Below are 24,131 nucleotides of genomic sequence, written 5' to 3' on the forward strand. Positions count from 1 at the left end.
CTCGGCAGCGCGATCAGCGCCACGGCCCAGGCGCCAGACAGGATAGCCGAGCCCTCAGGCGGCGACCCTGACCTCGTAGCCGGTGTACTTGCGCAGGTTGATCACCCCGCTGTCGAGGATCAGGTACTGGCCCTTGAGGCCGAGCAGGATGCCGGCGACTACCGGGGTCTTGTCGAGGTTGAGGGAAACCACCTTGGTGGGGTACTCGAGCACCGGGTAGTCGAGGGCCACCGGCGGTTCCTCGAGCAAGCGAATGGCATCATTGCCGAAGCGCTCGCGCAGGTTGGCCAGGCCGCCCTCGAGGCGCGCCAGCAGGCGGTCGCGCACGGCGGGCAGGTCCATCTCGACGGTGTCACCCTTGAGCATGGCACGCCAGTTGGTGCGGTCGGAGACCTCCTCCTTGAACAGCATCTCGACGAAGCCCGACTGCTGGCGGGTCTCCACGGCGAAGATCGGCAGCGCCTGCACGGCTCCCTGGTCGAGCCAACGGGTCGGCACCTGGGTGCCGCGAGTAATGCCGACCTTCAGGCCCGAGGCGTTGGCCAGGTAGACGATATGCGGCTGAAAGCAGTGGCGCTCGGCCCACTCCGGCTCGCGACAGGTGCCCGCGAAGAAATGGCAGGTCTCCGGCTTCATGATGCAGGTATCGCACTGGGCCAGCGTCTTGAAGCAAGGATAGCAGTAGCCCTGGGCGAAGCTCTTCTTCGTCGCCCGGCCGCAGTGGGTGCAGGCAATGGCGCCGGTCCAGGCAAGGGTGAGCGGCCTGCCCAGGCATTCGTTCAGCGCCAGCCGCTGCTCTCCGACGCGCAGGGTATAGCGGGCGGGCTGCCCCCCCTGCCCCGGCGCAATGGCCATCTTGGTCAGGCAGCCTTCTACTTCGGTTGCCGCGACGATCGACTCAGTCACGACCTGCGTCCTTGGCCAGCCCCGCCAGCCCGGGATCGACGCCGGCGCCGCTGCTGGCGCCGCCGCAGGTGCGCTGCTGCAGATAGCCCACCCGCTGCTCTTCGGGCACGTTGTTCTCGAACTCGTAGCGCATCACCGCCTCCAGGCAGAGTTCGGTCTGCTCGGGGCTGAGCAGGCGGCCGTCCGGCCACTTGCGCAGCTCTACCGCCTGCTTGAGGCCCTGGTAGATGGCCGGGGTCATCTGCTGGATCATGCGCTCGAAGGTCATGTCGCTCATGGTTCGTCTCTCTGTGTACTGACGCAATGTACTGACGCAATGTCGTGCCGCGATGTCATGACGGCGAGGTCAGCGCTTCCGGCGCGCCCGCCCGGAATAGTACCAGCCCAGTGCCAGGCCCACGACCAGCCCGCCCAGGTGGGCCTCGTTGGCCACGTTGCCGAAGCCCACGGCACCGGCCATGTCGGTCATGGTGAAGATCATCCAGCCGAGCATGAAGACCACCAGCATCTGGGGCACGAAGAAGCCGCTGCCTGGCGCCCGACGCGACATCAGCCAGACATAGCCGAGCAGCGCGAAGTCGACCCCGGACATGCCGCCAAACAGCACCGTGCCGGCGGCGTACTGGGCCAGGTTAGCGCCGATCCCGGCGGCCACCACGATCAACAGCATGCGCCCGCTGCCCTGAAGCGCCTCCACCTGGCGCCCGAAGTACCACAGCCACATCATGTTGAAGATCAGGTGCATCCAGCCGAAGTGCAGGAAGGCCGGCGACAGCGGGCGCCACAACTGGCCGGCCAGCACCGCATCGACCAGGCTGCCCACCGCCAGGCTGCCGTTGATCACCCCCAGCGGCACGATGGCAAGGGCGGCGATCACCCGGTCACCGAGCACCGCCATGGCGCCGAACACCACCAGGCACAGCGCCAAAGTGATCGCCGTGACCGGCGCCAGGCGCAGCGGCGCCAGCAGGGAGGCGGTGGGCAGCGAGGACAGGGGCGAGGCACGGCCCTTTGGAATCAGCGATTCGCCGCGCTGCCAGCGGACCAGCAGCCGCTGCAGCTCCTCCTGCTGGCGGGGGTCGGCGAGCCACAGGGTCTGGCCCTCGGCGTCCTCGGTGATCCAATGGCCGATGCGATGGGCCCAGAGCGCGCGACGCAGCTCACGGGCATCGAGGTCGGGGGGCAGCTGCATCACCCGGTACATGGCGCCTCCTGAAGCGGAATAACGGGGGTTTAGACCGCGCACAAAGAAAAAGTCCGGCGGAGGGGGCCGCCGGACAAGAGCAAGGGATCATTCAAGGGAACACCTACTCTGAGGGCGGGTGACGCGGAGAGTTCACGGCGTCCACCAACAATATTGTAACATTTTGTATCGATCGCTTTGTTCAATCGAAGCTGATCTCCCAGGGGCGCGGCCGCACCTGCTCCTCCCGGGGGACCCGCAGCCAGACGAAGTGGTCGGCATCCAGTTGGGGCTCGCCGCTCCAGCGGTAGGCCACCAGGCGGCCGTACTTCACCGCACTGTAGTCCAGGCAGGCCACATTGGGCGCCGGCAGGGCCGGAATCCCCTCGCACCAGTAGTGGCCGATGAACAGAGGCGGCTCGTCGGGCCCGTAGTGGGCAAGGCGCGCCCGCTCCTCGTCCGAGAGCGGGCGCAGCTCGAGATCACCCGGCAGGTTATCGGGCTGGAACACCACGTCGCCCCAAGTCTCGGGGGACTGGGCCCAGAAGTGGGTGCGAAAGCTGCGCCTCCTGAACCCGTCACCCGAGTGGATCTCGACCCCCAGTGGCAGAGGCATCTGGGTGCCACGGGTCAGGCGATCGAGAATGCGAAAGGCGCCGGTTCCCGGGGCCGTGGACTCGATCAGGAACGCCTCGTCCATGCAGGCGTCGGGATGGCGGCGGTGCAGCTCATCGATCAGCGGCTGGTCCCAGCAGGCATGCACCACGCGCAGGCCACCCTCTTCCAGGCACAGCGGAATCTCCATGAACCAGGCCAGCGCCTCCTCCCACTCCTGGGGGTGGTCGCGGTACTGCTCCAGGGTCTCGTTGATGATGCGGTTGTTGCGGGGATTATGCTCGCGCAGCCATTCTCGACCCAGCCCCTGTGGCGCGCGCTGGCAGTAGGCCAGGGCATTGTACTCATGGTTGCCCATGACGATCCTGGCCTCGCCCTCCTCCACCATGCGACGGGCGATCTGCACCGCCAGGCGGATGCGCGGCCCGCGGTCGATCAGGTCGCCGAGGAAGATCACCCGGCGCCGCGGATGACGATAGACGCCGCCGCGCTGATGATAGCCGAGCTTCTCGAGCAGGGCCGCCAGGGTGGCGCCGCAGCCATGCACGTCACCGATCAGGTCGTAGCCCTCGATCTTCGCCTGCGTTCTCACATCAGTCTCCCAGGCGATTGCTCCAGCCCAGCTTGCTACGCAGGACCTCGTAGAAGTTGTGGCCGAGCGGATGCACCAGTTGCACGCACTGCGGCTTGCGGCGGATCACCAGCACGTCGTCGGGCTTGGCCACGGCGCGGGTCTGTCCGTCGCAGCTGATATGCGGGTAGGTCTGGTTGGTCTCGCCAATGTGGATGCGGATCTCGCTGGCCGCATCGATGACAATGGGCCGGCTGGAGAGGGTGTGGGGGAACATCGGCACCAGGGTCACCACGTCAAGCTTCGGGTGCATGATGGGGCCGCCACCGGAGAGCGCGTAGGCGGTGGAGCCAGTGGGCGTAGCGATGATCAGCCCGTCGCTGCGCTGGCTATAGACGAACTGGCCGTCGATGAACAGCTCGAACTCGATCATGCGCACCGCCTTGCCGGGATGCAGTACCACTTCGTTCAGGGCATCACCGCTGCCGACCAGGGTGCCGTCACGGTAGAGCTCGGCATCCAGCAGGAAACGCTCCTCCACTTCATAGCGACCATCGAGCACCTCGCCCACTCGCGTCTCGAATTCGTCGGGGGAGATATCGGTGAGAAAGCCCAGGCGGCCTCGGTTGACGCCCAGCACCAGGGTGCCGCTGTGGCACAGGGTACGGGCCGCTCCCAGCAGGCTGCCGTCGCCCCCCACCACGATCACCAGGTCGCAGAGCTGGCCCATGGTTCGCCGGCTCGCCTCGGCGTGGCCGTGGTCGAGCAGCACCGTGGCGGTGCGGTCCTCGATGATCACATGGTGGCCACGTTTCTCCAGGAAGCGGATCAGACGCTTCAGGGTATCGACCACCTTGGGGCTGCCCAGGCGGCCGATCAGGCCGATAGTACGAAAGGACGCCTGCTCGTCGCGTCCCCGGGGAGAACTCTGTTCGGATGGCATGCACGGGCCTCTTGCATCGCAGCGGCCCATTATGGCCACTGCCCTGCGCCCCGGCAAACGAGCCAGGCAGACTGGCTCGGACAAACTGGCTCGGGCGTACTGCCTCAGGCAGCACGCAGCGCGCGACGCTTGAGCCAGCGCTCGTTGAGCCACAGCGAACCGCCGATGATCGCCCCGCCCAGCGCCAGGCGGACGAGGTCCGCATCGCGATTCCAGATCACCAGGTTGACCACCAGGCCGGCCGGAATCAGGGCGTTGTTCATGATCGCCAGGGCGCCGGCATCCACCCGGGTGGCACCCAGGTTCCACAGGAAGTACCCCACCCCGGAGGCCACCAGGCCTAGCCACAGCAGCACACCCCACTGCACCCCGGTAGCCGGCAGTTCACTGGCGTTGCCCAGCAGGGCGAAGGCCGGCAGGGCCACGACCAGCGCTCCCAGGTAGAACCAGGCAAAGACGCTGTGGCGCGGCAGCGAGTCGGGCAGCTCCGCGGAGAGGCGCCGATAGCCCACCTGGCCCAGGGCGAAGCAGAGGTTGGCCCCCTGCACCACCAGGAAGCCGAGCAGAAAGCCGCTGTCCAGGCCGTCATAGCGGATCACCCCGGCCCCCACTACCGCCAGCGCCGCGGTGAGCAGGTAGAAGGGGGTGAAGCGGCCGAACAGGGCATCGTCGAGCAGGGTGATGTAGAGCGGCGTGAAGATGGTGAAGAGCAGCACCTCGGGCACCGAGAGCAACAGGAAGGACTGGTAGAAGAAGATGTACATCAGTCCCAGCTGCACCGCGCCGAGGCCCATCAGCGCCAGGCGCTGGCGGCCACGCAGCAGCCCCGGGCGCAGGAAGGGCAGGAAGACCAGGGCCGCCAGCACCACCCGCATCGCCACGGCGAAATAGCTATCCACCTGGCCGGCCAGATAGACGCCTATCAGCGAGAACGAGAAGGCCCACAGCACGGTAACGCCGACGAGATAGCCCACGGTCAACTCCATTAATAAATAAGGTTGACGGCGATTATACGCCTGCCGCGGTTCCTGCCAAGCCCTGCAAGCAGACACGCCGTGGGAATCAAGCTCAGCGAGAGCGGCGGGTCACCAGGCGCAGGGCGTAGAAAACGCCCGGCACCCAGCCCAACAGCGTCAATAGCAGGCAGAGCCAGATTCGCCCAGACGGCTGACGGTCCAGCCCCACCGCCAACGGCGGCACCAGTACGGCCAGTGCCAGCAGCGCCGTCCGGGGCTCGACTGGCACTACCCTCGAGACAGGCGGCGCCGAGCTATCGCTGCCCGCGTCTCGGGCAAGCGCGATACCGCTGCGACCCGGATGCTCTTCGGCACTTCCGAGGGTCGGGTGTTCCAGCAGACGGCGGTGCGCCTCGCGGTTGATCTTCTGCTGCAGCGTCTCGGCGCCGTCGGCCAGGGCGTCATGGTGATGCTCCCAGTCTTCCCAGTCGTGGGGCGTGCCGGCCCGAGGCCGATGGTCACCGGCCTCGCGGGCCCGAGCCCAGGCCTTCTCCTCGAGCGTGGTGGGCCGCTCGGCGTCACGATCACCGTCCAGGCCCTTCCTGGCCAGGTATTCGCGGGCATCCATGGCAACTCCTGTATCGTCGGGGGGTTGTGTCTCTTGGAGAGTGACCTGCCGGCGGGGTTCCGGCACTGCCCTCGCAGCGTTGATGGTTTAACATCTACCGGCTTCGGCACCCGCCGCGGGTCGACTATGCTGTAGGCGAACCGGGCTGATGATGAACCGGCACAAGGAGATCTGACATGCCTAACAAGGCCCCCACCACCGTTCGCGAGATCATGTCTCGTGACTGCTACCGGGTCACCGCCAAGACCTCGGTGTCGACCCTGGCCGAAGGATTGTCGCTGCACCGGCTGCCCGGCGTCCCTGTGGTCGACGAACGCGACCACCTGATCGGCTTTATCTCGGAGCAAGACGTGCTCGGCAAGGTGCTGGAGAGCACCTACCTTAATGAGGAGCCGCCGCTGGTTCGGGAATTGATGCGTAACGAGGTGCTTACCGTCAAGCCCAACAAGAGCATCACCGACCTGGCCCAGGAGATGCTGAGCAACAAGCCCAAGGTCTATCCGGTGGTGGAACAGGAACGCCTGGTGGGTATCGTGACCCGCCGAGACGTGCTAAACGCCATCCTCAGCATGCGCATGAAGCACAACCACTGACCCGCCTGCGACTCCCAGCGCTCCTCACCAGCCGTCTGGCGAGGAGCGCTGTCTTTTGCCTCTGCTCTGGAACTGTGCCCAAAAAGAAGGCCGCCTCCGTGGGGAAGCGGCCAAGCATCGATCGAATCTGCGAGTCAGGACAACAGTGTTAGCGACTGCTATCGCGCTGTTGCCTGTGCATGTTCAGACACTGCTGCGAGGAAAAGTTCGGGGCAGGCCGAAAAATTCTGGTCGTCGCTCTCGCCTCTCGCCGCGTCTCACACGCAGCCATCGAGCAACACACCATGAAAACAGCAGCTTGCAGTGCCATCACGAAAAAGACGGCGACGCGGCTTGCATGGCTAAGCGGTTGGTTTTATTATCGATTCGGCCCGGCGGGTGTAGCTCAATGGTAGAGCAGAAGCTTCCCAAGCTTAAGACGAGGGTTCGATTCCCTTCACCCGCTCCACGTCACCCCCTGCCTGTCCACACACCCTCGACGTGGAACTACTTTATTGTATTGTAAGTAGTTGGCAACGCTTAGCGATTGCCCCCATGGCCCTCTTCCTGCTTGTCTTCGCCGTCTGCCTGCTGATCTTCGGCTGCATGGTTGCCCTGCTGCTGCTCTCCGGCACCCCCCGCTACCGAACCGAACCCGCCCAACTGCTCGAGCTTATCGATCGCGCCTTGGTGAGCCAGGTCAGCGAGACCGAGTGGAACACCATCATCGGCTATCCCATCCGCCATGACGAGACTCTCGACGGCATCCGCCGCCGCGCCCAGCGGCTGGTGGACGAACACGGCAGCCACGGCCGTGTGACCCGCGGCAAGCCGCTGCTCGATGCCATCGGCCAGGAAGAACTCACTGCCCTGCGTGACCACCTGGCCCGGCACCTGGCGATCAAGGAGCGTCAACGCAGCGTGAAATGACCGAAGTGCCGCATTCGGGCTAGGATGAGTTTTCATATCGCCTGAACGGGGCCCGACATGTCGAGTGCCATCCGCCAGATTCCTCTCGATACCGCCACACGCCACCACGCCCACGACTTCCATCAGATCGTGATCGGCCTCGAAGGTCGGGCAGAGTTCGAGATAGAGGGGCTGGGCGGCGCCATTTCGGCACTGTCGGGCTGCATCGTCCCCGCCAACCATGTGCACTATTACGCAGGAACCGGCCAGAACCGCCAGTTGATTCTCGACCTACCGAGCGAGGCCCAGTGCCTCACCGGCTTTCACCACGATTTGTCACGCCTGTTCGACGCACCGCGCTTCTTCGCCCTCGATGCCCCCCTCAAGCGCTACCTGGATTTCCTGATGCTGGAGCTTGACGTCGTCGCCGGTGACTCGGAGCCCCAGCAGGAGCGTCTGGCCGCCACCCTGCTCGGCTGTCTGAACGCCCGCCTGGCCGAGGCCCCTGCCCCGCCCCGCGGCCGGCGCCTCGACCTGGCGCGCCTGGACCGCTTCATCGAACGGCACCTGGCCAGCCCGCTTAACGTCGCCGACCTGGCTCGGGAGGCCTGTCTCAGCGAGGCACACTTTCGTCACTGTTTCCGCAAGCAGGCCGGCCTCACTCCCTGGCAGTATGTGCGCAACCGGCGCCTGGAAGCCGCTCGCCACCTGCTGACCCGAAGCCACCTCCCCCTTGCCGAGGTCGCCGCCCGAACCGGCTTCGCCAGCCAGAGCGCATTCTCCCACGCCTGCCGGGAAGCCTTCGACACATCGCCCAGCCGCCTGCGCCGCACCGGCAGTCTCCTGGCCGATTCACGCACACCACCCTGACACGAGCACACAACTAGACGAAAGTCTAAGCCCTGAGTCACCCCGACGACAGAAACCGCGGAATCGGCAACAAGATCCGCGGAACCCACAAGCAACTCCCGGGTGTGGCTCCTAAAGTGAGGAGCATTGCCGCTTTACGGTAACGCCCACGCTCTGCACCGAGCGGCACCTTCCCGCCTGACGACACCTGCAAGGGAACTTTCGTGCTCGATTCCAACAACATGCTTGATGACGCCACCTGGCAGCAGGATCTCGACGCCCTCTTCACGCGCACCAGCGACCACTATGTGGTCGATGAAAATTGCTTCGTGGCCGAGCTGATCAAGGCGCTGAACACCGATTCGCAAGACGTCCGGCGCATCGCCGACAAGACCGCCGAGCTGGTTCGCGAGGTCCGCGAGATGGACACCGCCGTGGACTCCATCGACAAACTGCTGCAGCAGTACAGCCTCGACACCCATGAGGGGCTGATGCTGATGTGCCTCGCCGAGGCCATGCTGCGCATTCCCGACACGGCCACCGCCGATGCGCTGATCGAGGACAAGCTCGGCCCGGCCGACTGGAAGTCCCATCTCGGCCAGAGCGACTCCTGGTTCGTCAATGCCTCCACCTGGGGCCTGCTGATGACCGGGCGGGTGATCAACCTCGACCACCCCAGGGATGGCCGGCCGGCCAGCTTCATCAACAAGCTGGTCAACCGCCTGGGCGAGCCGGTGATCCGCCGCGCCATGCGCGAGGCCATGAAGGTGATGGGCAAGCAGTTCGTGCTGGGCCGCGACATCGACGAGGCCCTCAAACGTTCGAAGCCGCTGTTCGACAAGGGCTACACCTACTCCTACGACATGCTCGGCGAGGCGGCGCGCACCCGGAAGGACGCCCGCCAGTACTTCGATGACTATGCCCGCGCCATTGAGCGGGTCGGCAAGACCAGCAAGGCCCTGTCGGCGAAGACCCCCGCCCCCTCGGTCTCCATCAAGCTCTCGGCACTGCATCCCCGCTACGAGTTCGGCCGTCGCGAGCAGGTGCTGCGGGAATTGGTCGACAGCGTAAAGACGCTGGCGGCCATGGCTCGCGAGCTCAGCGTGGCGCTGACCATCGACGCCGAGGAGGTCGACCGCCTGGAGATCTCGCTGGAAGTATTCCGCGCCGTCTACGCGAGCGATGTCTGCAAGGACTGGGGGCATTTCGGGCTGGTGGTTCAGGCCTACTCCACCCGGGCCCTGCCGGTGCTTCACTACCTCAACCGCCTGGCCGAGACGCAGGGCGACGAGATTCCCCTGCGCCTGGTCAAGGGCGCCTACTGGGACACCGAGATCAAGGAGTCCCAGCAGCTCGGCGTCGACGGCTATCCGGTCTATACCCGCAAGGCCAGCACCGATGTCGCCTACCTGGTGTGCGCGCGCTTCCTGCTCTCGGACGCCACTCAGGGGCGCATCTTCCCGCAGTTTGCCACCCACAACGCCCACACCATCAGCACCATCCTGGAACTGGCCAACGAGGCGACCCGCCCGTTCGAATTCCAGCGCCTGCACGGCATGGGCGAGGCGCTCTACGATGCCGCCCTCACCCGCGCCCCGAAGGGCACCTATTGCCGCATCTACGCCCCGGTGGGCGCCCACAAGGACCTGCTGCCCTACCTGGTACGACGGCTGCTCGAGAACGGCGCGAACTCCTCGTTCGTGCATCAGCTGGTGGACCCCGACGTACCGGTGGAATCACTGTGCGTGCACCCCATCGAGACGCTCAAGCAATTCAAGACCCTGGCCAATCCGCGCATCCCCCTGCCCCGAGACATCTTCGGCGCCGGCCGACGGAACTCCCGCGGCGTGAACCTTAACGTGCGCAGTCAGTATCAGCCGCTGATGGACGAGATGGCCACCACCATGGACAAGGAGCATCGGGTGGGGCCGCTGCTGGCGTTCGCGGTGGCCAACGACCCGGCCAACCATCATGAGGTCCGAAGCCCCTATGACCGCCGGAAAAGGGTCGGCACGGTGCAGTGGACCAGCGCCGAGCAGGCCGCCCGCGCCGTGGACGCCGCCTGGGCTGCCTTCCCGCGCTGGGAGAGCACGCCAGCGGCCGAGCGCGCCGCCATCGTGCGCCGCCTGGGGGACCTGATGGAAACCCACATGGCCGAGCTGATGACGCTCTGCTCCCGGGAGGGCGGCAAGCTGCTCACCGACGGCGTCGACGAGATCAAGGAGGCCGTGGACTTCTGCCGCTACTACGCCATGAAGGCCGAGGAGCTGTTCGGACAGCCCATCGCCCTGCCCGGCCCCACCGGCGAATCCAACGCGCTGATACTGGGCGGCAAGGGCGTATTCGCGGCGATCAGCCCCTGGAACTTCCCGGTGGCGATCTTCTGTGGCCAGGTCGTGGCCGCCGCCGTGGCCGGAAACACGGTGCTGGCCAAGCCTGCCGAACAGACCTCCATCGTAGCCCACCGGGTGATCGAACTGCTCTACGAGGCCGGCATGCCCCGCGACGTGGTCCAGCTGTTGCCCGGCGATGGCCCCACCGTGGGCAGCGTGCTGACCCAAGATCCGCGCATTACCGGGGTGGTCTTTACCGGCGGCACCGACACGGCGCAGATCATCAACCGCGCCCTGGCCGCTCGCGAGGGGGCTCCCCTGCCGGCGCTGATCGCCGAGACCGGCGGCATGAACGCCATGATCGTCGACTCCACCGCCCTGCCCGAGCAGGTCGTCGCCGATGTCATCCAGTCGTCCTTCCAGAGCGCCGGACAGCGCTGCTCGGCACTGCGCGTGCTCTATCTGCAGGAGGACGTGGCCGACCGGGTCATCGAGATCCTCAATGGCGCCATGAATGAACTGCGCGTGGCCGACCCTCGCGACCTGGGCACCGACGTCGGCCCGGTCATCGACGAGGACGCCCGCCAGGGACTCACCGCGCACATCGAGACGCTCAAGGGCGAGGGCCGCCTGGTCGCCGAAACCCGCCTGGATTCGGCGCTCACCGGGGATGGCACCTTCGTCGCCCCGGTGGCCTTCGAGATCGACGGCATCGAGGCGCTGGAAAGGGAGCAGTTCGGCCCAGTGCTGCACATCGTGCGCTACAAGGCCTGCGAGATCGATCGGGTGATCGCCTCGATCAATGGACGAGGCTATGGACTCACCTTTGGCGTACACAGCCGAAATGAATCCTTCACCGAGGAAATCGCGCGGAAAATGCGGGTTGGCAATGTGTACGTCAACCGCAATATGATCGGCGCCGTAGTGGGCGTTCAGCCCTTCGGTGGCCAAGGCCTATCCGGCACAGGACCCAAGGCCGGCGGACCGCACTACCTGCTGCGCTTCGCCACGGAAAAGACGGTGACCGTCAATACCGCCGCGGTGGGCGGCAACGCGTCACTGCTTGCGCTGGGAGACGAGTGAACCCCACTCGTCATTAACGACAATAATACTGAAGGAATCCCCTGATGGTAGAAAGCAAGGTATACGTCGCCTACAAACGCACCACCCACCTCTACAATTGCATCCAAGGTGGAGGCTCGCCGAGCCCGCCACGTGAATAGCAAACCGAGTCAACAACAATAATACAGTGCCACTACCGGATTCTTCACGGTAGGCGCACCCACCGGTCGGAGCCATCTCCGCCCTGATGACACTGGAGAAGTTTTATGGCTATTGGTGTTTGGATCAGTCTAGTCGGCTACTTTGCGCTCATGATCGCCATCGGCATTTATGCGATGCGCAAATCCACGTCGACATCCGAAGATTACATGCTGGGTGGTCGAGCTCTCAGCCCACAAGTGGCGGCCCTGTCGGCCGGTGCGTCGGACATGAGCGGCTGGTTGCTGCTGGGTTTGCCCGGGGCAATGTTTGTCTCAGGCTTGGGGTCGGCCTGGATCGGTATCGGCCTGCTGGTGGGTGCGTTCTTCAACTGGACGCTGGTTGCTCCCCGCCTGCGCGAACAGACGGTTCACTATGGTAATGCAATCACCATTCCAGAATTTCTGGCCAACCGGTTCCCGACTCGAGCGATGTCGCTGAGAACGGTATCGGCGGTCGTCATTGTGATCTTCTTCGCGGTTTACACGGCGTCAGGTCTGGTGGCAGGCGGCAAGCTGTTTGAAAGCGCGTTTTCCGGAATCATCAACGTCGGTGGCCTGAGCGACTACGCCATGGGCATCATCATCACCCTGGGCGTGGTACTCATCTACACGGTTGTCGGCGGCTTCCTGGCCGTGAGCATGACCGACTTCGTGCAAGGCTGCATCATGATGCTGGCACTGGTGATCATGCCGGCCGTTGTGCTGTTCGGCGAAGGTGGCGGCGGTTATTCCCAGGCATCACAGACCCTGAATGACGTCGATCCCACGCTGCTGTCCTGGACGGCGGGACTGACCTTCGTTGGGTGGCTGTCTGCGGTGACGTGGGGGCTGGGCTATTTCGGGCAGCCGCACATCATCGTGCGCTTCATGGCCATCCGGACGCTGAAGGATGTTCCTGTTGCCCGTAACATCGGCATGGGCTGGATGCTCATCTCGCTGATCGGTGCTGTCTCTCTGGGCATATTTGGCCGGGCCTATGCAATCCGTAATGGCATGGATGTCCAGGATCCGGAAACGATCTTTATCATCCTGGCGGATCTGCTGTTCCATCCTCTGATCACCGGTTTCCTCTATGCGGCACTGCTTGCTGCGATCATGAGTACCATTTCCAGCCAGCTTCTGGTGTCGTCTTCATCACTGACCGAGGACTTCTATCGCCTGTTCCTGCGCAAGGAGGCCAAGGACAAGGAGACCGTCGCCATCGGCCGGATTTGTGTCGTCCTGGTGGGTCTGGTGGCGGCCGTCATTGCCTCTGATGAGAACTCCCAGGTTCTGGGACTGGTCAGTAACGCCTGGGCAGGCTTTGGTTCGGCATTCGGCCCGCTGATTATCCTGTCGCTGATGTGGCCACGCACGAACGGCGCTGGCGCCATCGCGGGCATGGTGGTGGGCGCTGTCACTGTCATGATCTGGATCACGCTTGGCTGGAACGGAGAGTTCATGGGGGGTCCCGGTGTCTACGAGATCATTCCTGGCTTCATCGCTTCTTTCATCGCCATCATGGTGGTCAGCAACATGACTGCCGATGCGGGTGAATATCAGCACATCACTCGCTAGAACAGCACGCATCACGCACTCCACGTAGTGAAAGGGCTCCTTCGGGGGCCCTTTTTCCTGTCTCGCCGGCCAAATCACCCTGACGGCTCGACACGCCCCGGGCGCCCTCCTGGCCTGCATCGTCAGAAACCACCAAGCCGCCCCTCGGGTGGCTTTCTGTACCCTGGCCTGAGGGCCTGGTACAGCTCTCAGGCCAGCAGCGCGCGCAGTACCATCAGCAAGGCGAAGAGGGCAAGGGCCAACTGGCTCCAGTGCGGCGACAGGGCCCGACACAACAGGGGGTGAGGAAAAGCCGGCGCCAGCGGGCGCAGGAAGGCGGCGCCGAGCGCCCAGATGCCCAGCAGGACGGCCGGCAGGCGCAGCGTGAACGGCAACCCCTGAATCAACCCCGGCTGCAGCAGCAGCCAGATTGCCAGGCCGGCGGCGACCAGCAGGAGCGCTGTCTCCCGCCGCCACGGGTGTCGAAGGGACATCTCGGGTCTCATCTCCGCTCTCCTTGTCAGCTCCCCACAGTCAAGACGATTACCGGCGATCTCGCGAGCCGCTCACGCTGCGCCGCACCAACAGTTGTACATAGCGCGCGACAGCCCACGACTCGCCATAAGGCGCAACCCCCGTACCTGCGAGTGAAACCGCGATATGCACGGCTATGGGCTCCATCAAAAAACTTTACAAGACTTTTGCAAACATCGTTTCTATAGTCATAGACGTACAAGAATGCAGCACTCCCTGGCAGATGATGCCGACTTGATCGACGAGAGGAACGCCCTGATGAAAACCTCCAACCGCCTGACCGTCACCCTGATCGCCGCCGGCTGCGCCATGGCGAGCCAGACGGCCCTGGCCTACAGCGCCGGTGATATCTTCTTGCGCGGCGGCATCGCCCAGACCGACGTCAAGTCCAACAATGGAAACCTCACCGCCGACAACCTTCGTTTGAGTGTCTCCGATGAGCGGGGCCTCTATTACGGACTTGGCTATCTCTTCACCGACAGGCTCGGCATCGAGCTCAGCGGGCAAGAGAGCGTCGAACATGACCTGACCCTGGAAGGCGGAGCCATCGGCAGCGTCGACCGCATGCCAGTCAACCTGCTGGTCAACTACTACCCCATGGGCGGCATGGATTCCCGCGTTCAGCCCTACGTGGGCGCCGGCCTCAACTACACCCGCTTCTCCGGGGAGGAGCTGGAGGGTCTCGATGTGCGCCACAGCTACGGGGCCATCGGCCAGTTGGGCGTGGACCTGGCCGTGGCGCAGGGCCTGATGCTCAACGGCTTCGTCAGCTATGCGGACGTCTCGGCAGACGTTCGCTTGGGCGGCAACGACATCGGCGAGGCCAAGATCGACCCCATGACCATCGGAGGAGGCATCACCTACCGCTTCTGATGGCAGAACGCACGCTCCACTGAAGCAAGACGTTGGGCCCTGGCCCGGCGTCTTGCATTCCGTGCTGTGCATTCTGGGGTGGAGTCTCGCTGCGAGCGGACGAGTGCTGCAATGAAAAATCCTTGCTCTGGGTCAATAACGACGAGGCGCCGTCTGATTAAACTGGGGTTATTGTTCGACAGGACATTAACTGTCAGCTGTCAGCCATCGCCATAGAAAGGAGTCGCTCCATGCGCAAGACCCTCCCCACCCTGCTCGCCGCCGGCCTGGCCGCCGCCGCCTTCACCACCAGCACCCAGGCTCTGGCCTACGGCGCGGGCGACTTCTTTACCCGCCTCGGTGTGGCCAAGGTGGCCCCCAAGAGCGATAACGGCTCAGTAGTCGATGGTGCGGTTGCTGTAGACGTCCAGGACGATACCCGCTTCGCCTTTACCCTGGGCTATCGATTCCATGACAAGATCGGCATCGAGTTGCTGGCCGCCGAGCAGTTCAAGCATGACATTGAGCTTAGCGTGGGTGGTGATATCGCAGACGTTGCCTCGACCAAGCATCTGCCGCCGACCCTGACCGTGCAGTACTACCCGCTGGGCGGCACCGATGCCCTGGTGCAGCCCTATGTCGGCGTAGGCGTCAACTACACCACCTTCTCCAGTGAGAAGAGCGGCCTGGGCGACCTCAGCCTCGACGATTCCTGGGGCGCCGCCGGCCAGGTGGGTGTGGACGTGCTGATCAACGACAACTGGGCGCTCAACGCAGCCGCCTGGTACATCGACCTCGAGACTGATGCCAGCCTCGACGGCAACGATATCGGCACGGTGAAGATCGACCCCTGGGTGGTGATGGGCGGAATCAGCTACCGCTTCTGATCCTTCCTGCGCCGCAGAGTCAGCAGGGCCCGCCAATGGCGGGCCCTGTGCGTTGGTGGCGGCGCTGTTCCACCGGCACTTCCCCGGCTAGTTGTCGGTGACCAGCCGATCGATCGCCTCCACTGCCTGGGTCAGCATCAGCCGCTCGACACCCCCCACCCCGGACTGGGCCAGCCAGGCCTCCACCGCGGGGGCCACCTCGCACTTCGCCGGCAGCGGCGCCCGTGCCTCCACCAGGGCTTCCAGGCGCACGATGAACACGAAGCGCAGCCACTGGGGCAGCGCCATGGTATCGGTGCAGAAGGGCTCGATGCTCTCGAAGGCGGCAGGGTCGGGCCGCGTCATGCGCCACTGGTCGGTGGCGCGCATGATGGCCTCCAGTTCGCGCAGGGCGGCCGCCAGTTCCTGGTGAGCGCTCATGGTGACGTCCTCGCATGCATGAAACGCCATTATCCTTGCCAGCTCCCTCCCCGGCCACCCCGCCGCATTCCCCCGGCGAACTTCCCCACAAGGGTGATAGGCCGGGCTCACACACCCGGCTTACCCACCGGGCTTATACACCGTGTTTTCCACAGCGATTCTCGGCATTGCGGGGGTGGTGTACATAGTTCACAGTTTTCCTGAACGGGACTGTGGATAAACTCTGGAAAGGACGCTAAAGGCCACGCTTCATGGGCCTCTGGCTCCATCGTTCAAGAATTGACCAGACACAGGCTTCGACCACTCGGAAGCTGCTGACAGCGGCGCGGCGCCAAGGTAGAGTGCAGCGTTCGAAGACGGGAGAGAGCATGCAGCCCATCAATACCTTACATGACTTCTTCATGCGCAGCGGCGCTGCGGTACGCGCCTACCACCTCGGGCGGCGCGTCGAACCCTGCGAGCTGGCGACGTTGGCGGCCTTCGAGGCCGGTGAGCTGGCCTGGCCGGCCCCCTGGCAGTGCCAGGCACGCCTGGGCCTGGTGTTCAGCCTGGGCGACGTGCGCGACCCGCTGATCTGGTTCCTGGCCCTGCCCCTGGATGAGCAGGGCCTGCTGGTACCGGCGCCCCGCGACGCCTTCCTGCAGCGCCTGCTGGAGACCCTGGGGCGCAGCGTGGCCAGCATCGGGCGGGAGGATGGCGAGGCAGTGGATAACCTGATGAAGGACAATCCGCTGGCCTTTACTCCCTCGCTGCCCTTCCAGGCCCTGCTGCACGCCCGCGCCAGCCGGGACCTGGACATGGCAGCCAGCCAGCACCTGGAGCCGGTGGAGGACTACCTGAGCGGCCAGCAGGAGATCGACTGGCAGGCCCTGGGCCTGCAGGGGCTGGCCGATTTCGTCGTGCGCATGGATGCCGATGACCAGACACGCCTGGCCAATCGGCTGCCGGCGCTGCCTGGCAAAGTGCTCACTTCGCTGTGCTACTGTCTGGAACATGTGGCCATCGGTGCCGACCTGGCCCGGGGGCTCCGCGATCGGGGCGAAGCGGCGGCACGGTCCGGCGACATTGAGGCGTTCTCCGCCTGCGTCCGCGCCGTGGCCGGCGCCGACAGCGACCTCGCCGGGGCCTGGTACGACGAGTTGCTGGCCGATGCCGACGCCTGCGGCCCCGATCTACTGGCGGCCATGGCCGGGCGCGGCTGGAATCACCTGGAGGACGCCGAACGGTTGCCGAGCTTCCTGGCGCGGCTGGCCGGCTGCGAGGCCGCCGACTTCATGAGCGTGGCGCGCGACCTGGCGCTGGTACCACGGCTGCGGCTCCCGGTCTTGATGACCCTGCGCGAGGCCGCCCCGGAGAGCCCTATCGGCCATCGTATGGCCGCCCTGACCCGCTGACAGGCCTGGAAGGATTCCCATGACCATAAAAGAACTGCCCTACACTCCCAAGGCGGTGATCGGCCGCCGTGAGATGGTGGAACTGCCGGAGATGCACCTGACCCTGTGCGCCAAGGCGGACACCGGCGCGCGTACCTCGGCGCTGCACGCCGAGGATATCGAGTCCTACGAGGAGGACGGCCACCTGTGGGTCAGCTTCACCACCCGCAGCGGCGGCCCGGACACCCCTCCCCATGTGTTTCGCATGCACCTGCATGATCGCCGCCAGGTGCGCAGTTCCAACGGCCAGGAGGAGTGGCGCTACGTGATCCGTACCTCCCTGTGCCTGGGCGAACTGGAGTTCCCCGTGGAGTTGAGCCTGACGGACCGCCGCAACATGCGTCACCCCATGCTGCTGGGCCGCCGTGCCCTGCGCCGCCTGCTGGTGGCGCCCGGCGCCGCCTTCCTGCACGGCGAACCCTGAATCACCAGCCACCAGCCACTGGAGTCCTTCGATGCATATCGCGCTGCTGTCACGCAACCGCAATCTCTACTCCACCCGACGGCTGGTGGAGGCCGCCGAACAGCGAGGCCACAGCGCTCGGGTGGTCGACACCTTGCGTTGCTACATGAGCATCGCCTCCCATCACCCCTCGATCCACCTCAAGGGTGAGGAACTCGAGCCCTTCGATGCGGTGATCCCGCGCATCGGCGCCTCGGTGACCTTCTACGGCTGTGCGGTGCTGCGCCAGTTCGAGATGATGGGCACCTACGTGATCAACGACAACGTTTCCATCACCCGCTCCCGCGACAAGCTGCGCTCGCTGCAGCTGCTCTCGCGCAAGGGGCTTGGGCTGCCGATCACCGGCTTCGCCCACTCGCCCGACGACATCCCTGACCTGATCACCATGGTCAAGGGAGCTCCACTGGTCATCAAGCTGCTGGAGGGCACCCAGGGCATCGGCGTAGTGCTGGCCGAGACCAACCAGGCCGCCGAAAGCGTGATCCAGGCCTTCATGGGCATGAAGGCCAATATCATGGTGCAGGAGTACATCAAGGAGGCGCAGGGCGCCGATATCCGCTGCTTCGTGATCGGCGACAAGGTGGTGGCGTCCATGAAGCGCCAGGCCGCTGAAGGGGAGTTCCGCTCCAACCTGCACCGCGGCGGCACCGCCAGCGTGATCCGCATCACTCCCGAGGAGCGTTCCACGGCGATCCGAGCCGCCAAGGCCATGGGCCTGCGCGTGGCCGGCGTCGACCTGCTTCGCTCGAATCACGGGCCGGTCATCATGGAGGTCAACTCCTCTCCCGGGCTGCAGGGCATCGAGGCCGCCACCGGCAAGGACATCGCCGGGCTGATCATCGAGCATATCGAGAAGAATGCAGCCCCAAACCGCAAGGCACCGCCTAAGCCCAAGGGGTAATTGCCAGGATGGCGTCGACCAGGCCAAATGGTGGGAAGCTTTATTCCTCTCCGGGGGTAGTAAAACAGTGTTTCCCCGGCCACAATCTGCGTCACCGGAGGAGGTGACCGCTCATGTTTCTCGATAATCGCCAGGTGGCGATGGACAGCGCCCTTGAGGCGCTTGCCGACAGCATCGACTATTTCCAGGACAACCTGGAGCGTCTGCGTCCCGCCCTGCGTGACGCCCTGAAGCCCCACTATGAGGCCAGGAATAGGGCGATGCGCGAGCTTCAGGAGCTGGCCCGTCAGCACCTCAGCATGCTGCCCCGCGACGCCGACGTGGAGCGCGACGACTACATGTGGCTGTGGAGCCGACTGAAGAGTTTCGTCGGCAACGAGAGTCAGGTGGTGATCGGTGAGCTGCTCGAGCAGGAGCGGGTGCTGATGCAGGCCCTCTCGACTCTCTACACCCATCCCCTTCCCGAGGCCATCGAGCCGGTGATCGAGGAGTGTCTCAAGGGCTGCCGGGCGCTGATCCGCGAGCTCTACACCCTTCAGAAGCAGCGCCCGCGTCGCTGAATCACTCGCGCTCCCCTGTCGACGCTTCGCCGCTTTCCCCTGTATCACCGGCCGCCGGGTCGCCGGCCGCCGGGTCGCCGGCCGGAGGAAATAGCCAGATCTCCCAGGAGCGCGGCGCAATCTCCAGCGGTTCCAGCGGGCCCAGGAAGTAGGGCTCACGCCCCCACAGATAGAGATCCCCAAGGGTAGCCACCCGCGCCACCCACTCCCGTGCCTGAAGGCGCCACTCTCCGCTTACAGTACGCGAGGACGACGGCACGGCGCAGCCGGCGACCTCCAGCCCCAGGGCATCGGCGATGAACAGTGCCCGCGGCAGATGCCAGGCCTGGGTGATCAAGAGTGCCCGCTCCACGCCGAACACTTCCCGGGCCCGGGCCAGGGTATCGAAGGTACTGAAGCCGGCGTAATCAAGGGTCATGTCGGCATCGGCGACCTGACGGCCACGCAGGTCGCGCCACATGGTGATGGGTTCGTTGTAGAAGCGGGTGCGGTTGTCGCCGGAAAGCAGCAGATGGTCGACGCGCCCCAGTCGCAGCAGCCGCGCCGAGGCGCTCATGCGCGCATCGAAGTAGGGGTTTCGCACGCCGCTGCGGGTCCAGTGGGAGGTGCCGAAGACGATGCCCACCCGATGGCCGCCGCACAGCGGAAGTGTATGCTCGATGCGCGAATGGGTCTGCCCCAGTACCCATAGATTGGCTATCACGAACAGCAGGGCCGCCAGCAGCGCGGAGGCCCCGAGGGTCATCAGCAGGCCTCGAAAGGCCTTCCCTACCGCCTGCTTCATGACAGCTCCCCAGACTAGAACATGCCGAGTTCGAGCTTGGCCTCGTCGCTCAGCATCTCGCGGCTCCAGGGCGGGTCGAAGACGATCTCGGTATGCACCTTGCTGATCTGCGGGGCGCCAAGGATCTTGTTGCGGGCGTCGGCGGCGATCACATCACCCATGCCGCAGCCCGGCGCGGTAAGCGTCATGCGAAGGGTGACGATGCGCTCGCCGGTGATCAGCCGCTCGATGCGGCAGCCGTAGACCAGCCCCAGGTCGACGATGTTTACCGGAATCTCCGGATCGAAGCAGGTGCGCAGCTGGTCCCAGACGAACTGCTCGATCTCCTCCTCGGAGGCGTCCTCGGCGAGGGTCGGCCGTGGCAGCGCCTCGAGCCCCAGGGCGTCGAGGTTGGCCCCTTCGATCAGGTAGAGCCGCCCCTCGAAGCCCACGCTGACCGAGCTGCCCTTGGCCTGCATCACGCTGACGATGTTGTCCTCGGCCAGGGTCACGGTCTTGCCGAAGGGGATGGAGATAGCCTCCACGTCCCGCTGCAGCGGCAGGGTCTTCCCCTTCTCGAGGGTGGCTAGTTGCTCGATATCGCTCATGGCTCTCTCTGTTCGTGGCCCTATCTCACCATACCGATGACACGGGTGAGCGCCTCGGCAAAGGCATCGATCTCTTCCAGTGTGTTGTAGGCGGCAAACGACGCCCGGCAGGTGGCATCCACGCCGAACTGGGCCAGAAGTGGCTGGGCGCAATGGTGGCCTGTGCGGATCGCCACGCCGAGCTGATCGATCAGCAGGCCGATATCCTGGGCGTGGGCCCCGTCCACCACGAACGACAGCACCCCCGCCTTGCCCGGAGCGGTGCCGAGTATGCGCAGCCCGTCGATGCGCGACACCGCGGCGGTGGCGTGCACCAGCAGGCGATGCTCCCAGGCGCCTATGGCGTCGAGGCCCACGCCGGATACCCACCTGAGCGCCTCGCCCAGGGCGATCACCTCGGCGATGGCCGGGGTACCGGCCTCGAACTTGTGGGGAATCTCGGCGAAGGTGGTGCCGGCCTCGAAGGAAACCGTCTTGATCATCTCGCCACCGCCCTGCCAGGGGGGCATGGCCTCGAGCAGCGCCGCCTTGCCGAAGAGCACGCCGACCCCGGTCGGCCCGTAGACCTTATGGCCGGAGAAGGCATAGAAGTCGGCGTCGATATCGCGTACGTCCACCGCCTGGTGGGGCGTGGCCTGGGCGCCGTCGACCAGGATCAGGGCACCCTGGGCGTGGGCGATAGCCGCCATCTCCTTGACCGGGTTGACGGTGCCGAAGGCGTTGGAGATGTGGTTCACCGCCACCAGTCGGGTACGCTCGCAGAACAGCTCACGGTAGGCCGTCATGTCCAGCACGCCGCGCTCGTCCACCGGGATCACCTTGATCACGAACCCCAGTTCGCTGGCCAGCAGCTGCCAGGGCACGATATTGGAGTGGTGTTCCAGGCGCGAGATCAGCACCTCGTCGCCGGCCTTCAGGTTGGCACGGCCCCAGGCGTAGGCCACCAGGTTGATCGCCTCGGTGGTGCCACGGGTGAAGATGATCTCGCGGCTCTCGGCAGCATTCAGGAAGCCGCGCACCGTCTCCCGGGTGCCCTCGAAGGCCGCCGTGGCCTCGTCGGCCAGGGTGTGCAGCCCGCGATGGATGTTGGCGTTGTAGCGACTGTAGTAGTCGTCGAACGCCGCGATCACCCGGCGAGGGGTCTGGCTGGTGGCCGCGTTGTCGAGATAAACCAGCGGCCGGCCATGCACCTGGCGGGACAGGATCGGGAACTCCTCGCGGATTGCCGCCACGTCCAGGGTGGGCGCGTCGACGTCGCGGGTAGCCAGTTCGGTCATGGCGGGGTCCTCCTCAAGGGCGCGCTCACTCATCGCCCAGGGCCACGGCGGTTTCCACCAGCCCCGCCAGGTTGAAGCGCTCGGGCAGCTTGCCGGCCACCGCCCGCTCGACTCGCTCGGCCACGGCGTCCAGGTCGACCTCCTCGAGCACCTCCCCAGCGAAGGCCAGGGTCAGGAGGCCACGGGCGGTCTGGCGGTCGATACCGCGGGTGCGCAGGGCGAAGATCGCCTCCTGGTCGAGTTGGCCGGTGGTGGTGCCGTGGGAGCACTTGACGTCGTCGGCGTAGATCTCGAGCTCGGGCTTGGCATCGATCTCGGCGCGGTCGGAGAGCAGCAGGTTGGCGTTGCTCTGGTAGCCCTCGATCTTCTGGCTGTCGCGCTTGACCACCACCTTGCCGTTGAACACGCCATGGGCGCGGTCATCGAGAATGCCCTTGTAGTTCTCGTTGGAGTAGGTGTGCGGCGCATTGTGGTTGGCCAGGGTGTGGCTGTCCACGTGCTGACGGCCCTGTCCGTAGAAGAGGCCATAGAAGTTGGCGGTGGCGCCCTGGCCGTTGAGCTCGCTGATCAGGTCGGTGCGTACCAGTCCCCCGCCCAGGTTCAGGTTGAACGAGGTATAGGTGCTGTCGCGGCCCTGCTCCACGTGGATGCTGGCCACGTGCAGATCGGCCAGCGGGGCCTCCTGCAGCTTGTAGTGGGTCAGGATCGCCCCGCGGTCGAGCATGACCTCCGCCACCAGATTGGTGAAGTTGGCCGCCGACTCCTCGCCGATGTGGTGCTCGATCACGGTGGCCTGGCTGCGACCGGCCGCCTGGATAAGGATGCGCGGGTGGCTCATCACCGGTCGCTCACCGGCGCGGGAGAGGAACTGCAGCACGATCGGCTTCTCCACCACAGTGCCCGGCGCCAGGCGCAGCACGGCGCCCTCTTCCATGAAGGCGGTATTGAGCGCCGAGAAGGGCGAGAACTCCACCCCGGTCAGCCGTCCCAGGGGGCCGCCTACCGTCTCGTGGTTCTCCTCGAGCGCCTGGGAAAGCGGCAGCAGCGCCACCCCCGCCGGCAGCTCCTCAATCTGGGAGAGAGGCGCCGAGAAGACGCCGTCGACGAAGGTCAGTCGATAGGCGTCGATGGGCAGGGTCAGGGCCGCGGCAGACGCCGGCGAGAACTCGGCGTTGGCGGCCAGGGCGAAGTCGCCCCGGGCGATGGCGCGCACGTCGGTGTACTTCCAGGCCTCGTCGCGGCGAGTCGGGAAGCCCAGCGCCTCGAAGCGCGCCGCACCGGCCTGGCGCCGGGCGGCGATCCAGGTCGGCTCGGGGCCTTGTGTCTCGTGGCGCTCGGCGTTCCGTTCGGCCAGGCGGTCGAGAAAGGTCTGAACGTCACTCTGAACGTCACTCATGCAGCGGACTCCTCCTGTACCCAGTCATAGCCGTGCGCCTCGAGCTCGCGGGCCAGGTCGGCATCACCGCTCTTGACGATGCGGCCGTCGACCAGCACGTGGACGCGATCCGGTACGATGTAATCGAGCAGGCGCTGGTAGTGGGTCACCAGCAGAATGGCGCGGTCTGCATCACGCAGGCTGTTGACGCCGTCGGCCACCACCTTCATGGCGTCGATGTCCAGACCCGAGTCGATCTCGTCGAGCATGGCGAGCCTGGGCTGCAGCACCAGCATCTGCAGGATCTCGTTGCGCTTCTTCTCGCCACCGGAGAAGCCCTCGTTGACGGAGCGCTGCAGGAAGCTGGCGTCCATCTTCATCTCGGCGATCCTCTCCTTGATCAGCTTCATGAACTCCGGCGCCGGGATGTCCTCCTGACCATTGGCAGCACGCTTGGCGTTGAGGGCCGCCTTGAGCAGGTAGATGTTCTTCACCCCCGGGATCTCCACCGGGTACTGGAAGCCCAGCAGCATGCCGGCCAGGGCCCGCTCCTCGACCTCCATCTCCAGCACGTCCTGGCCCTCGAAGGTGATCGAGCCTGCGGTGACCTCATAGCCCTCCTTGCCGGCGATAACGGCGGAAAGTGTCGACTTGCCGGCCCCGTTGGGGCCCATGATGGCGTGGACTTCACCGGCGTTGATGGTCAGGGTGAGGCCCTTGAGGATTTCAGTACCTTCGACGGTGACGTGCAGATCCTTGACTTCGAGCATCTTCATTACCTTTTCGATTCTGGCG

Annotated in this window: 25 protein-coding genes and 1 tRNA gene; 12 read left to right on the plus strand and 14 right to left on the minus strand. The window is 65.3% G+C overall.

All coding sequences use genetic code 11. The features are described from left to right. Positions 1–54: 54 nt before the first annotated feature. The 7 genes from ACR80S_RS06795 to ACR80S_RS06825 form a co-directional block, all read right to left on the minus strand. Positions 55–855, minus strand: coding sequence for a DUF2797 domain-containing protein (locus tag ACR80S_RS06795; protein WP_435401462.1), 801 nt, complete (start codon positions 853–855; stop codon positions 55–57). Between the two features lie 43 nt (positions 856–898). Next, the gene (locus ACR80S_RS06800; protein WP_435401396.1) at positions 899–1,183 is read right to left on the minus strand and encodes a YeaC family protein; all 285 of its coding nucleotides are present in this window, start codon (positions 1,181–1,183) and stop codon (positions 899–901) included. 69 nt (positions 1,184–1,252) lie between these two features. Next, positions 1,253–2,110: a rhomboid family intramembrane serine protease gene (locus ACR80S_RS06805; RefSeq protein WP_435402887.1), complete on the minus strand. Its 858-nt coding sequence runs from the start codon at positions 2,108–2,110 to the stop codon at positions 1,253–1,255. 181 nt (positions 2,111–2,291) lie between these two features. Further along, positions 2,292–3,278 carry a metallophosphoesterase gene (locus ACR80S_RS06810; RefSeq protein WP_435401461.1) on the minus strand — a complete coding sequence of 329 codons (987 nt, stop codon included), beginning with the start codon at positions 3,276–3,278 and terminating at the stop codon, positions 2,292–2,294. Positions 3,279–3,297: 19 nt separating this feature from the next. After that, positions 3,298–4,218: an NAD(+) kinase gene (locus ACR80S_RS06815; protein WP_435401394.1), complete on the minus strand. Its 921-nt coding sequence runs from the start codon at positions 4,216–4,218 to the stop codon at positions 3,298–3,300. A 104-nt stretch (positions 4,219–4,322) separates the two neighbouring features. Further along, a complete protein-coding gene (locus ACR80S_RS06820) occupies positions 4,323–5,192 on the minus strand; it encodes a carboxylate/amino acid/amine transporter (RefSeq protein WP_435401393.1) in 870 nt (289 codons plus the stop codon). 94 nt (positions 5,193–5,286) lie between these two features. Next, on the minus strand, positions 5,287–5,802 hold the full coding sequence (locus ACR80S_RS06825; RefSeq protein WP_435401392.1) for a YqaE/Pmp3 family membrane protein: 516 nt from the start codon (positions 5,800–5,802) through the stop codon (positions 5,287–5,289). Between the two features lie 176 nt (positions 5,803–5,978). Here ACR80S_RS06825 and ACR80S_RS06830 point away from each other — a divergent pair, with 176 nt between their 5' ends. From ACR80S_RS06830 to putP, 6 genes are all read left to right on the plus strand, one after another. Next, a complete protein-coding gene (locus ACR80S_RS06830; protein WP_435401391.1) occupies positions 5,979–6,395 on the plus strand; it encodes a CBS domain-containing protein in 417 nt (138 codons plus the stop codon). A gap of 374 nt (positions 6,396–6,769) precedes the next feature. Then, positions 6,770–6,843 (plus strand) — tRNA-Gly (locus tag ACR80S_RS06835). An 86-nt stretch (positions 6,844–6,929) separates the two neighbouring features. After that, on the plus strand, positions 6,930–7,304 hold the full coding sequence (locus ACR80S_RS06840; RefSeq protein ID WP_435401390.1) for a hypothetical protein: 375 nt from the start codon (positions 6,930–6,932) through the stop codon (positions 7,302–7,304). 57 nt (positions 7,305–7,361) lie between these two features. Beyond that, positions 7,362–8,153, plus strand: coding sequence for an AraC family transcriptional regulator (locus tag ACR80S_RS06845; protein WP_435401389.1), 792 nt, complete (start codon positions 7,362–7,364; stop codon positions 8,151–8,153). 221 nt (positions 8,154–8,374) lie between these two features. Further along, positions 8,375–11,548 carry a bifunctional proline dehydrogenase/L-glutamate gamma-semialdehyde dehydrogenase PutA gene (gene putA / locus ACR80S_RS06850; protein WP_435402902.1) on the plus strand — a complete coding sequence of 1,058 codons (3,174 nt, stop codon included), beginning with the start codon at positions 8,375–8,377 and terminating at the stop codon, positions 11,546–11,548. A 245-nt stretch (positions 11,549–11,793) separates the two neighbouring features. Further along, positions 11,794–13,284, plus strand: coding sequence for a sodium/proline symporter PutP (gene putP / locus ACR80S_RS06855; protein ID WP_435401388.1), 1,491 nt, complete (start codon positions 11,794–11,796; stop codon positions 13,282–13,284). A 188-nt stretch (positions 13,285–13,472) separates the two neighbouring features. Here putP and ACR80S_RS06860 read toward each other — a convergent pair whose 3' ends face one another. Further along, positions 13,473–13,769, minus strand: a complete 297-nt coding sequence (locus tag ACR80S_RS06860) for a hypothetical protein (protein ID WP_435402888.1) — start codon at positions 13,767–13,769, stop codon at positions 13,473–13,475. Between the two features lie 286 nt (positions 13,770–14,055). On the opposite strand from ACR80S_RS06860, the gene ACR80S_RS06865 reads away from it, so the two are divergent. Continuing rightward, positions 14,056–14,670 (plus strand): OmpW/AlkL family protein, encoded by a 615-nt coding sequence (locus ACR80S_RS06865; RefSeq protein ID WP_435401386.1) that lies wholly within the window; start codon positions 14,056–14,058, stop codon positions 14,668–14,670. 230 nt (positions 14,671–14,900) lie between these two features. Beyond that, entirely contained in the window at positions 14,901–15,536 is a 636-nt protein-coding gene (locus tag ACR80S_RS06870) for an OmpW/AlkL family protein (RefSeq protein ID WP_435401385.1), read from the plus strand. 87 nt (positions 15,537–15,623) lie between these two features. On the opposite strand, the gene ACR80S_RS06875 is transcribed toward ACR80S_RS06870, so the two are convergent. After that, positions 15,624–15,956 (minus strand): YqcC family protein, encoded by a 333-nt coding sequence (locus ACR80S_RS06875; RefSeq protein WP_435402889.1) that lies wholly within the window; start codon positions 15,954–15,956, stop codon positions 15,624–15,626. A 368-nt stretch (positions 15,957–16,324) separates the two neighbouring features. Between ACR80S_RS06875 and ACR80S_RS06880 the strand changes: the two genes are divergently transcribed. From ACR80S_RS06880 to ACR80S_RS06895, 4 genes are all read left to right on the plus strand, one after another. After that, on the plus strand, positions 16,325–17,350 hold the full coding sequence (locus ACR80S_RS06880; protein WP_435401383.1) for a DUF3549 family protein: 1,026 nt from the start codon (positions 16,325–16,327) through the stop codon (positions 17,348–17,350). A 25-nt stretch (positions 17,351–17,375) separates the two neighbouring features. After that, positions 17,376–17,813 carry an ATP-dependent zinc protease family protein gene (locus ACR80S_RS06885; protein ID WP_435401459.1) on the plus strand — a complete coding sequence of 146 codons (438 nt, stop codon included), beginning with the start codon at positions 17,376–17,378 and terminating at the stop codon, positions 17,811–17,813. Positions 17,814–17,844: 31 nt separating this feature from the next. Next, the gene (rimK, locus tag ACR80S_RS06890) at positions 17,845–18,753 is read left to right on the plus strand and encodes a 30S ribosomal protein S6--L-glutamate ligase (RefSeq protein WP_435401382.1); all 909 of its coding nucleotides are present in this window, start codon (positions 17,845–17,847) and stop codon (positions 18,751–18,753) included. A gap of 113 nt (positions 18,754–18,866) precedes the next feature. Then, on the plus strand, positions 18,867–19,313 hold the full coding sequence (locus ACR80S_RS06895) for a hypothetical protein (protein WP_435401381.1): 447 nt from the start codon (positions 18,867–18,869) through the stop codon (positions 19,311–19,313). 1 nt (position 19,314) lies between these two features. Here the strand turns inward: ACR80S_RS06895 and ACR80S_RS06900 are convergent, their stop codons facing one another. From ACR80S_RS06900 to sufC, 5 genes are read right to left on the minus strand one after another with little or no spacing between them, the layout of a single operon-like run. Further along, a complete protein-coding gene (locus ACR80S_RS06900) occupies positions 19,315–20,097 on the minus strand; it encodes a SanA/YdcF family protein (RefSeq protein ID WP_435401380.1) in 783 nt (260 codons plus the stop codon). A gap of 14 nt (positions 20,098–20,111) precedes the next feature. After that, positions 20,112–20,684, minus strand: coding sequence for a putative Fe-S cluster assembly protein SufT (gene sufT, locus ACR80S_RS06905; protein WP_435401379.1), 573 nt, complete (start codon positions 20,682–20,684; stop codon positions 20,112–20,114). Between the two features lie 20 nt (positions 20,685–20,704). Then, on the minus strand, positions 20,705–21,961 hold the full coding sequence (locus tag ACR80S_RS06910; RefSeq protein WP_435401378.1) for a cysteine desulfurase: 1,257 nt from the start codon (positions 21,959–21,961) through the stop codon (positions 20,705–20,707). Between the two features lie 25 nt (positions 21,962–21,986). Beyond that, a complete protein-coding gene (gene sufD / locus ACR80S_RS06915; protein WP_435401377.1) occupies positions 21,987–23,357 on the minus strand; it encodes a Fe-S cluster assembly protein SufD in 1,371 nt (456 codons plus the stop codon). After that, complete coding sequence (sufC, locus tag ACR80S_RS06920; RefSeq protein WP_435401376.1) at positions 23,354–24,106, minus strand: Fe-S cluster assembly ATPase SufC; 753 nt, start codon at positions 24,104–24,106, stop codon at positions 23,354–23,356. The genes sufD and sufC overlap by 4 nt, the downstream gene beginning before the upstream one ends. Positions 24,107–24,131: the final 25 nt, after the last annotated feature.

This window comes from Halomonas salsilacus (assembly GCF_051216275.1).
Taxonomy (GTDB): domain Bacteria; phylum Pseudomonadota; class Gammaproteobacteria; order Pseudomonadales; family Halomonadaceae; genus Halomonas.

Bases quoted from the DNA above. Each gene is read 5' to 3' on its own strand.
- ACR80S_RS06805 (WP_435402887.1), bottom strand. From the start codon at position 2,110: ATGTACCGGGTGATGCAGCTGCCCCCCGACCTCGATGCCCGTGAGCTG.
- ACR80S_RS06875 (WP_435402889.1), bottom strand. From the start codon at position 15,956: ATGAGCGCTCACCAGGAACTGGCGGCCGCCCTGCGCGAACTGGAGGCC.
- sufT (WP_435401379.1), bottom strand. From the start codon at position 20,684: ATGAGCGATATCGAGCAACTAGCCACCCTCGAGAAGGGGAAGACCCTG.
- putP (WP_435401388.1), top strand. From the start codon at position 11,794: ATGGCTATTGGTGTTTGGATCAGTCTAGTCGGCTACTTTGCGCTCATG.
- ACR80S_RS06840 (WP_435401390.1), top strand. From the start codon at position 6,930: ATGGCCCTCTTCCTGCTTGTCTTCGCCGTCTGCCTGCTGATCTTCGGC.
- ACR80S_RS06900 (WP_435401380.1), bottom strand. From the start codon at position 20,097: ATGAAGCAGGCGGTAGGGAAGGCCTTTCGAGGCCTGCTGATGACCCTC.
- ACR80S_RS06825 (WP_435401392.1), bottom strand. From the start codon at position 5,802: ATGGATGCCCGCGAATACCTGGCCAGGAAGGGCCTGGACGGTGATCGT.
- ACR80S_RS06815 (WP_435401394.1), bottom strand. From the start codon at position 4,218: ATGCCATCCGAACAGAGTTCTCCCCGGGGACGCGACGAGCAGGCGTCC.
- ACR80S_RS06880 (WP_435401383.1), top strand. From the start codon at position 16,325: ATGCAGCCCATCAATACCTTACATGACTTCTTCATGCGCAGCGGCGCT.
- ACR80S_RS06800 (WP_435401396.1), bottom strand. From the start codon at position 1,183: ATGAGCGACATGACCTTCGAGCGCATGATCCAGCAGATGACCCCGGCC.
- ACR80S_RS06795 (WP_435401462.1), bottom strand. From the start codon at position 855: ATGGCCATTGCGCCGGGGCAGGGGGGGCAGCCCGCCCGCTATACCCTG.
- ACR80S_RS06895 (WP_435401381.1), top strand. From the start codon at position 18,867: ATGTTTCTCGATAATCGCCAGGTGGCGATGGACAGCGCCCTTGAGGCG.
- ACR80S_RS06870 (WP_435401385.1), top strand. From the start codon at position 14,901: ATGCGCAAGACCCTCCCCACCCTGCTCGCCGCCGGCCTGGCCGCCGCC.
- ACR80S_RS06865 (WP_435401386.1), top strand. From the start codon at position 14,056: ATGAAAACCTCCAACCGCCTGACCGTCACCCTGATCGCCGCCGGCTGC.
- ACR80S_RS06830 (WP_435401391.1), top strand. From the start codon at position 5,979: ATGCCTAACAAGGCCCCCACCACCGTTCGCGAGATCATGTCTCGTGAC.
- putA (WP_435402902.1), top strand. From the start codon at position 8,375: ATGCTTGATGACGCCACCTGGCAGCAGGATCTCGACGCCCTCTTCACG.
- sufC (WP_435401376.1), bottom strand. From the start codon at position 24,106: ATGCTCGAAGTCAAGGATCTGCACGTCACCGTCGAAGGTACTGAAATC.
- sufD (WP_435401377.1), bottom strand. From the start codon at position 23,357: ATGAGTGACGTTCAGAGTGACGTTCAGACCTTTCTCGACCGCCTGGCC.
- ACR80S_RS06860 (WP_435402888.1), bottom strand. From the start codon at position 13,769: ATGAGACCCGAGATGTCCCTTCGACACCCGTGGCGGCGGGAGACAGCG.
- rimK (WP_435401382.1), top strand. From the start codon at position 17,845: ATGCATATCGCGCTGCTGTCACGCAACCGCAATCTCTACTCCACCCGA.
- ACR80S_RS06910 (WP_435401378.1), bottom strand. From the start codon at position 21,961: ATGACCGAACTGGCTACCCGCGACGTCGACGCGCCCACCCTGGACGTG.
- ACR80S_RS06845 (WP_435401389.1), top strand. From the start codon at position 7,362: ATGTCGAGTGCCATCCGCCAGATTCCTCTCGATACCGCCACACGCCAC.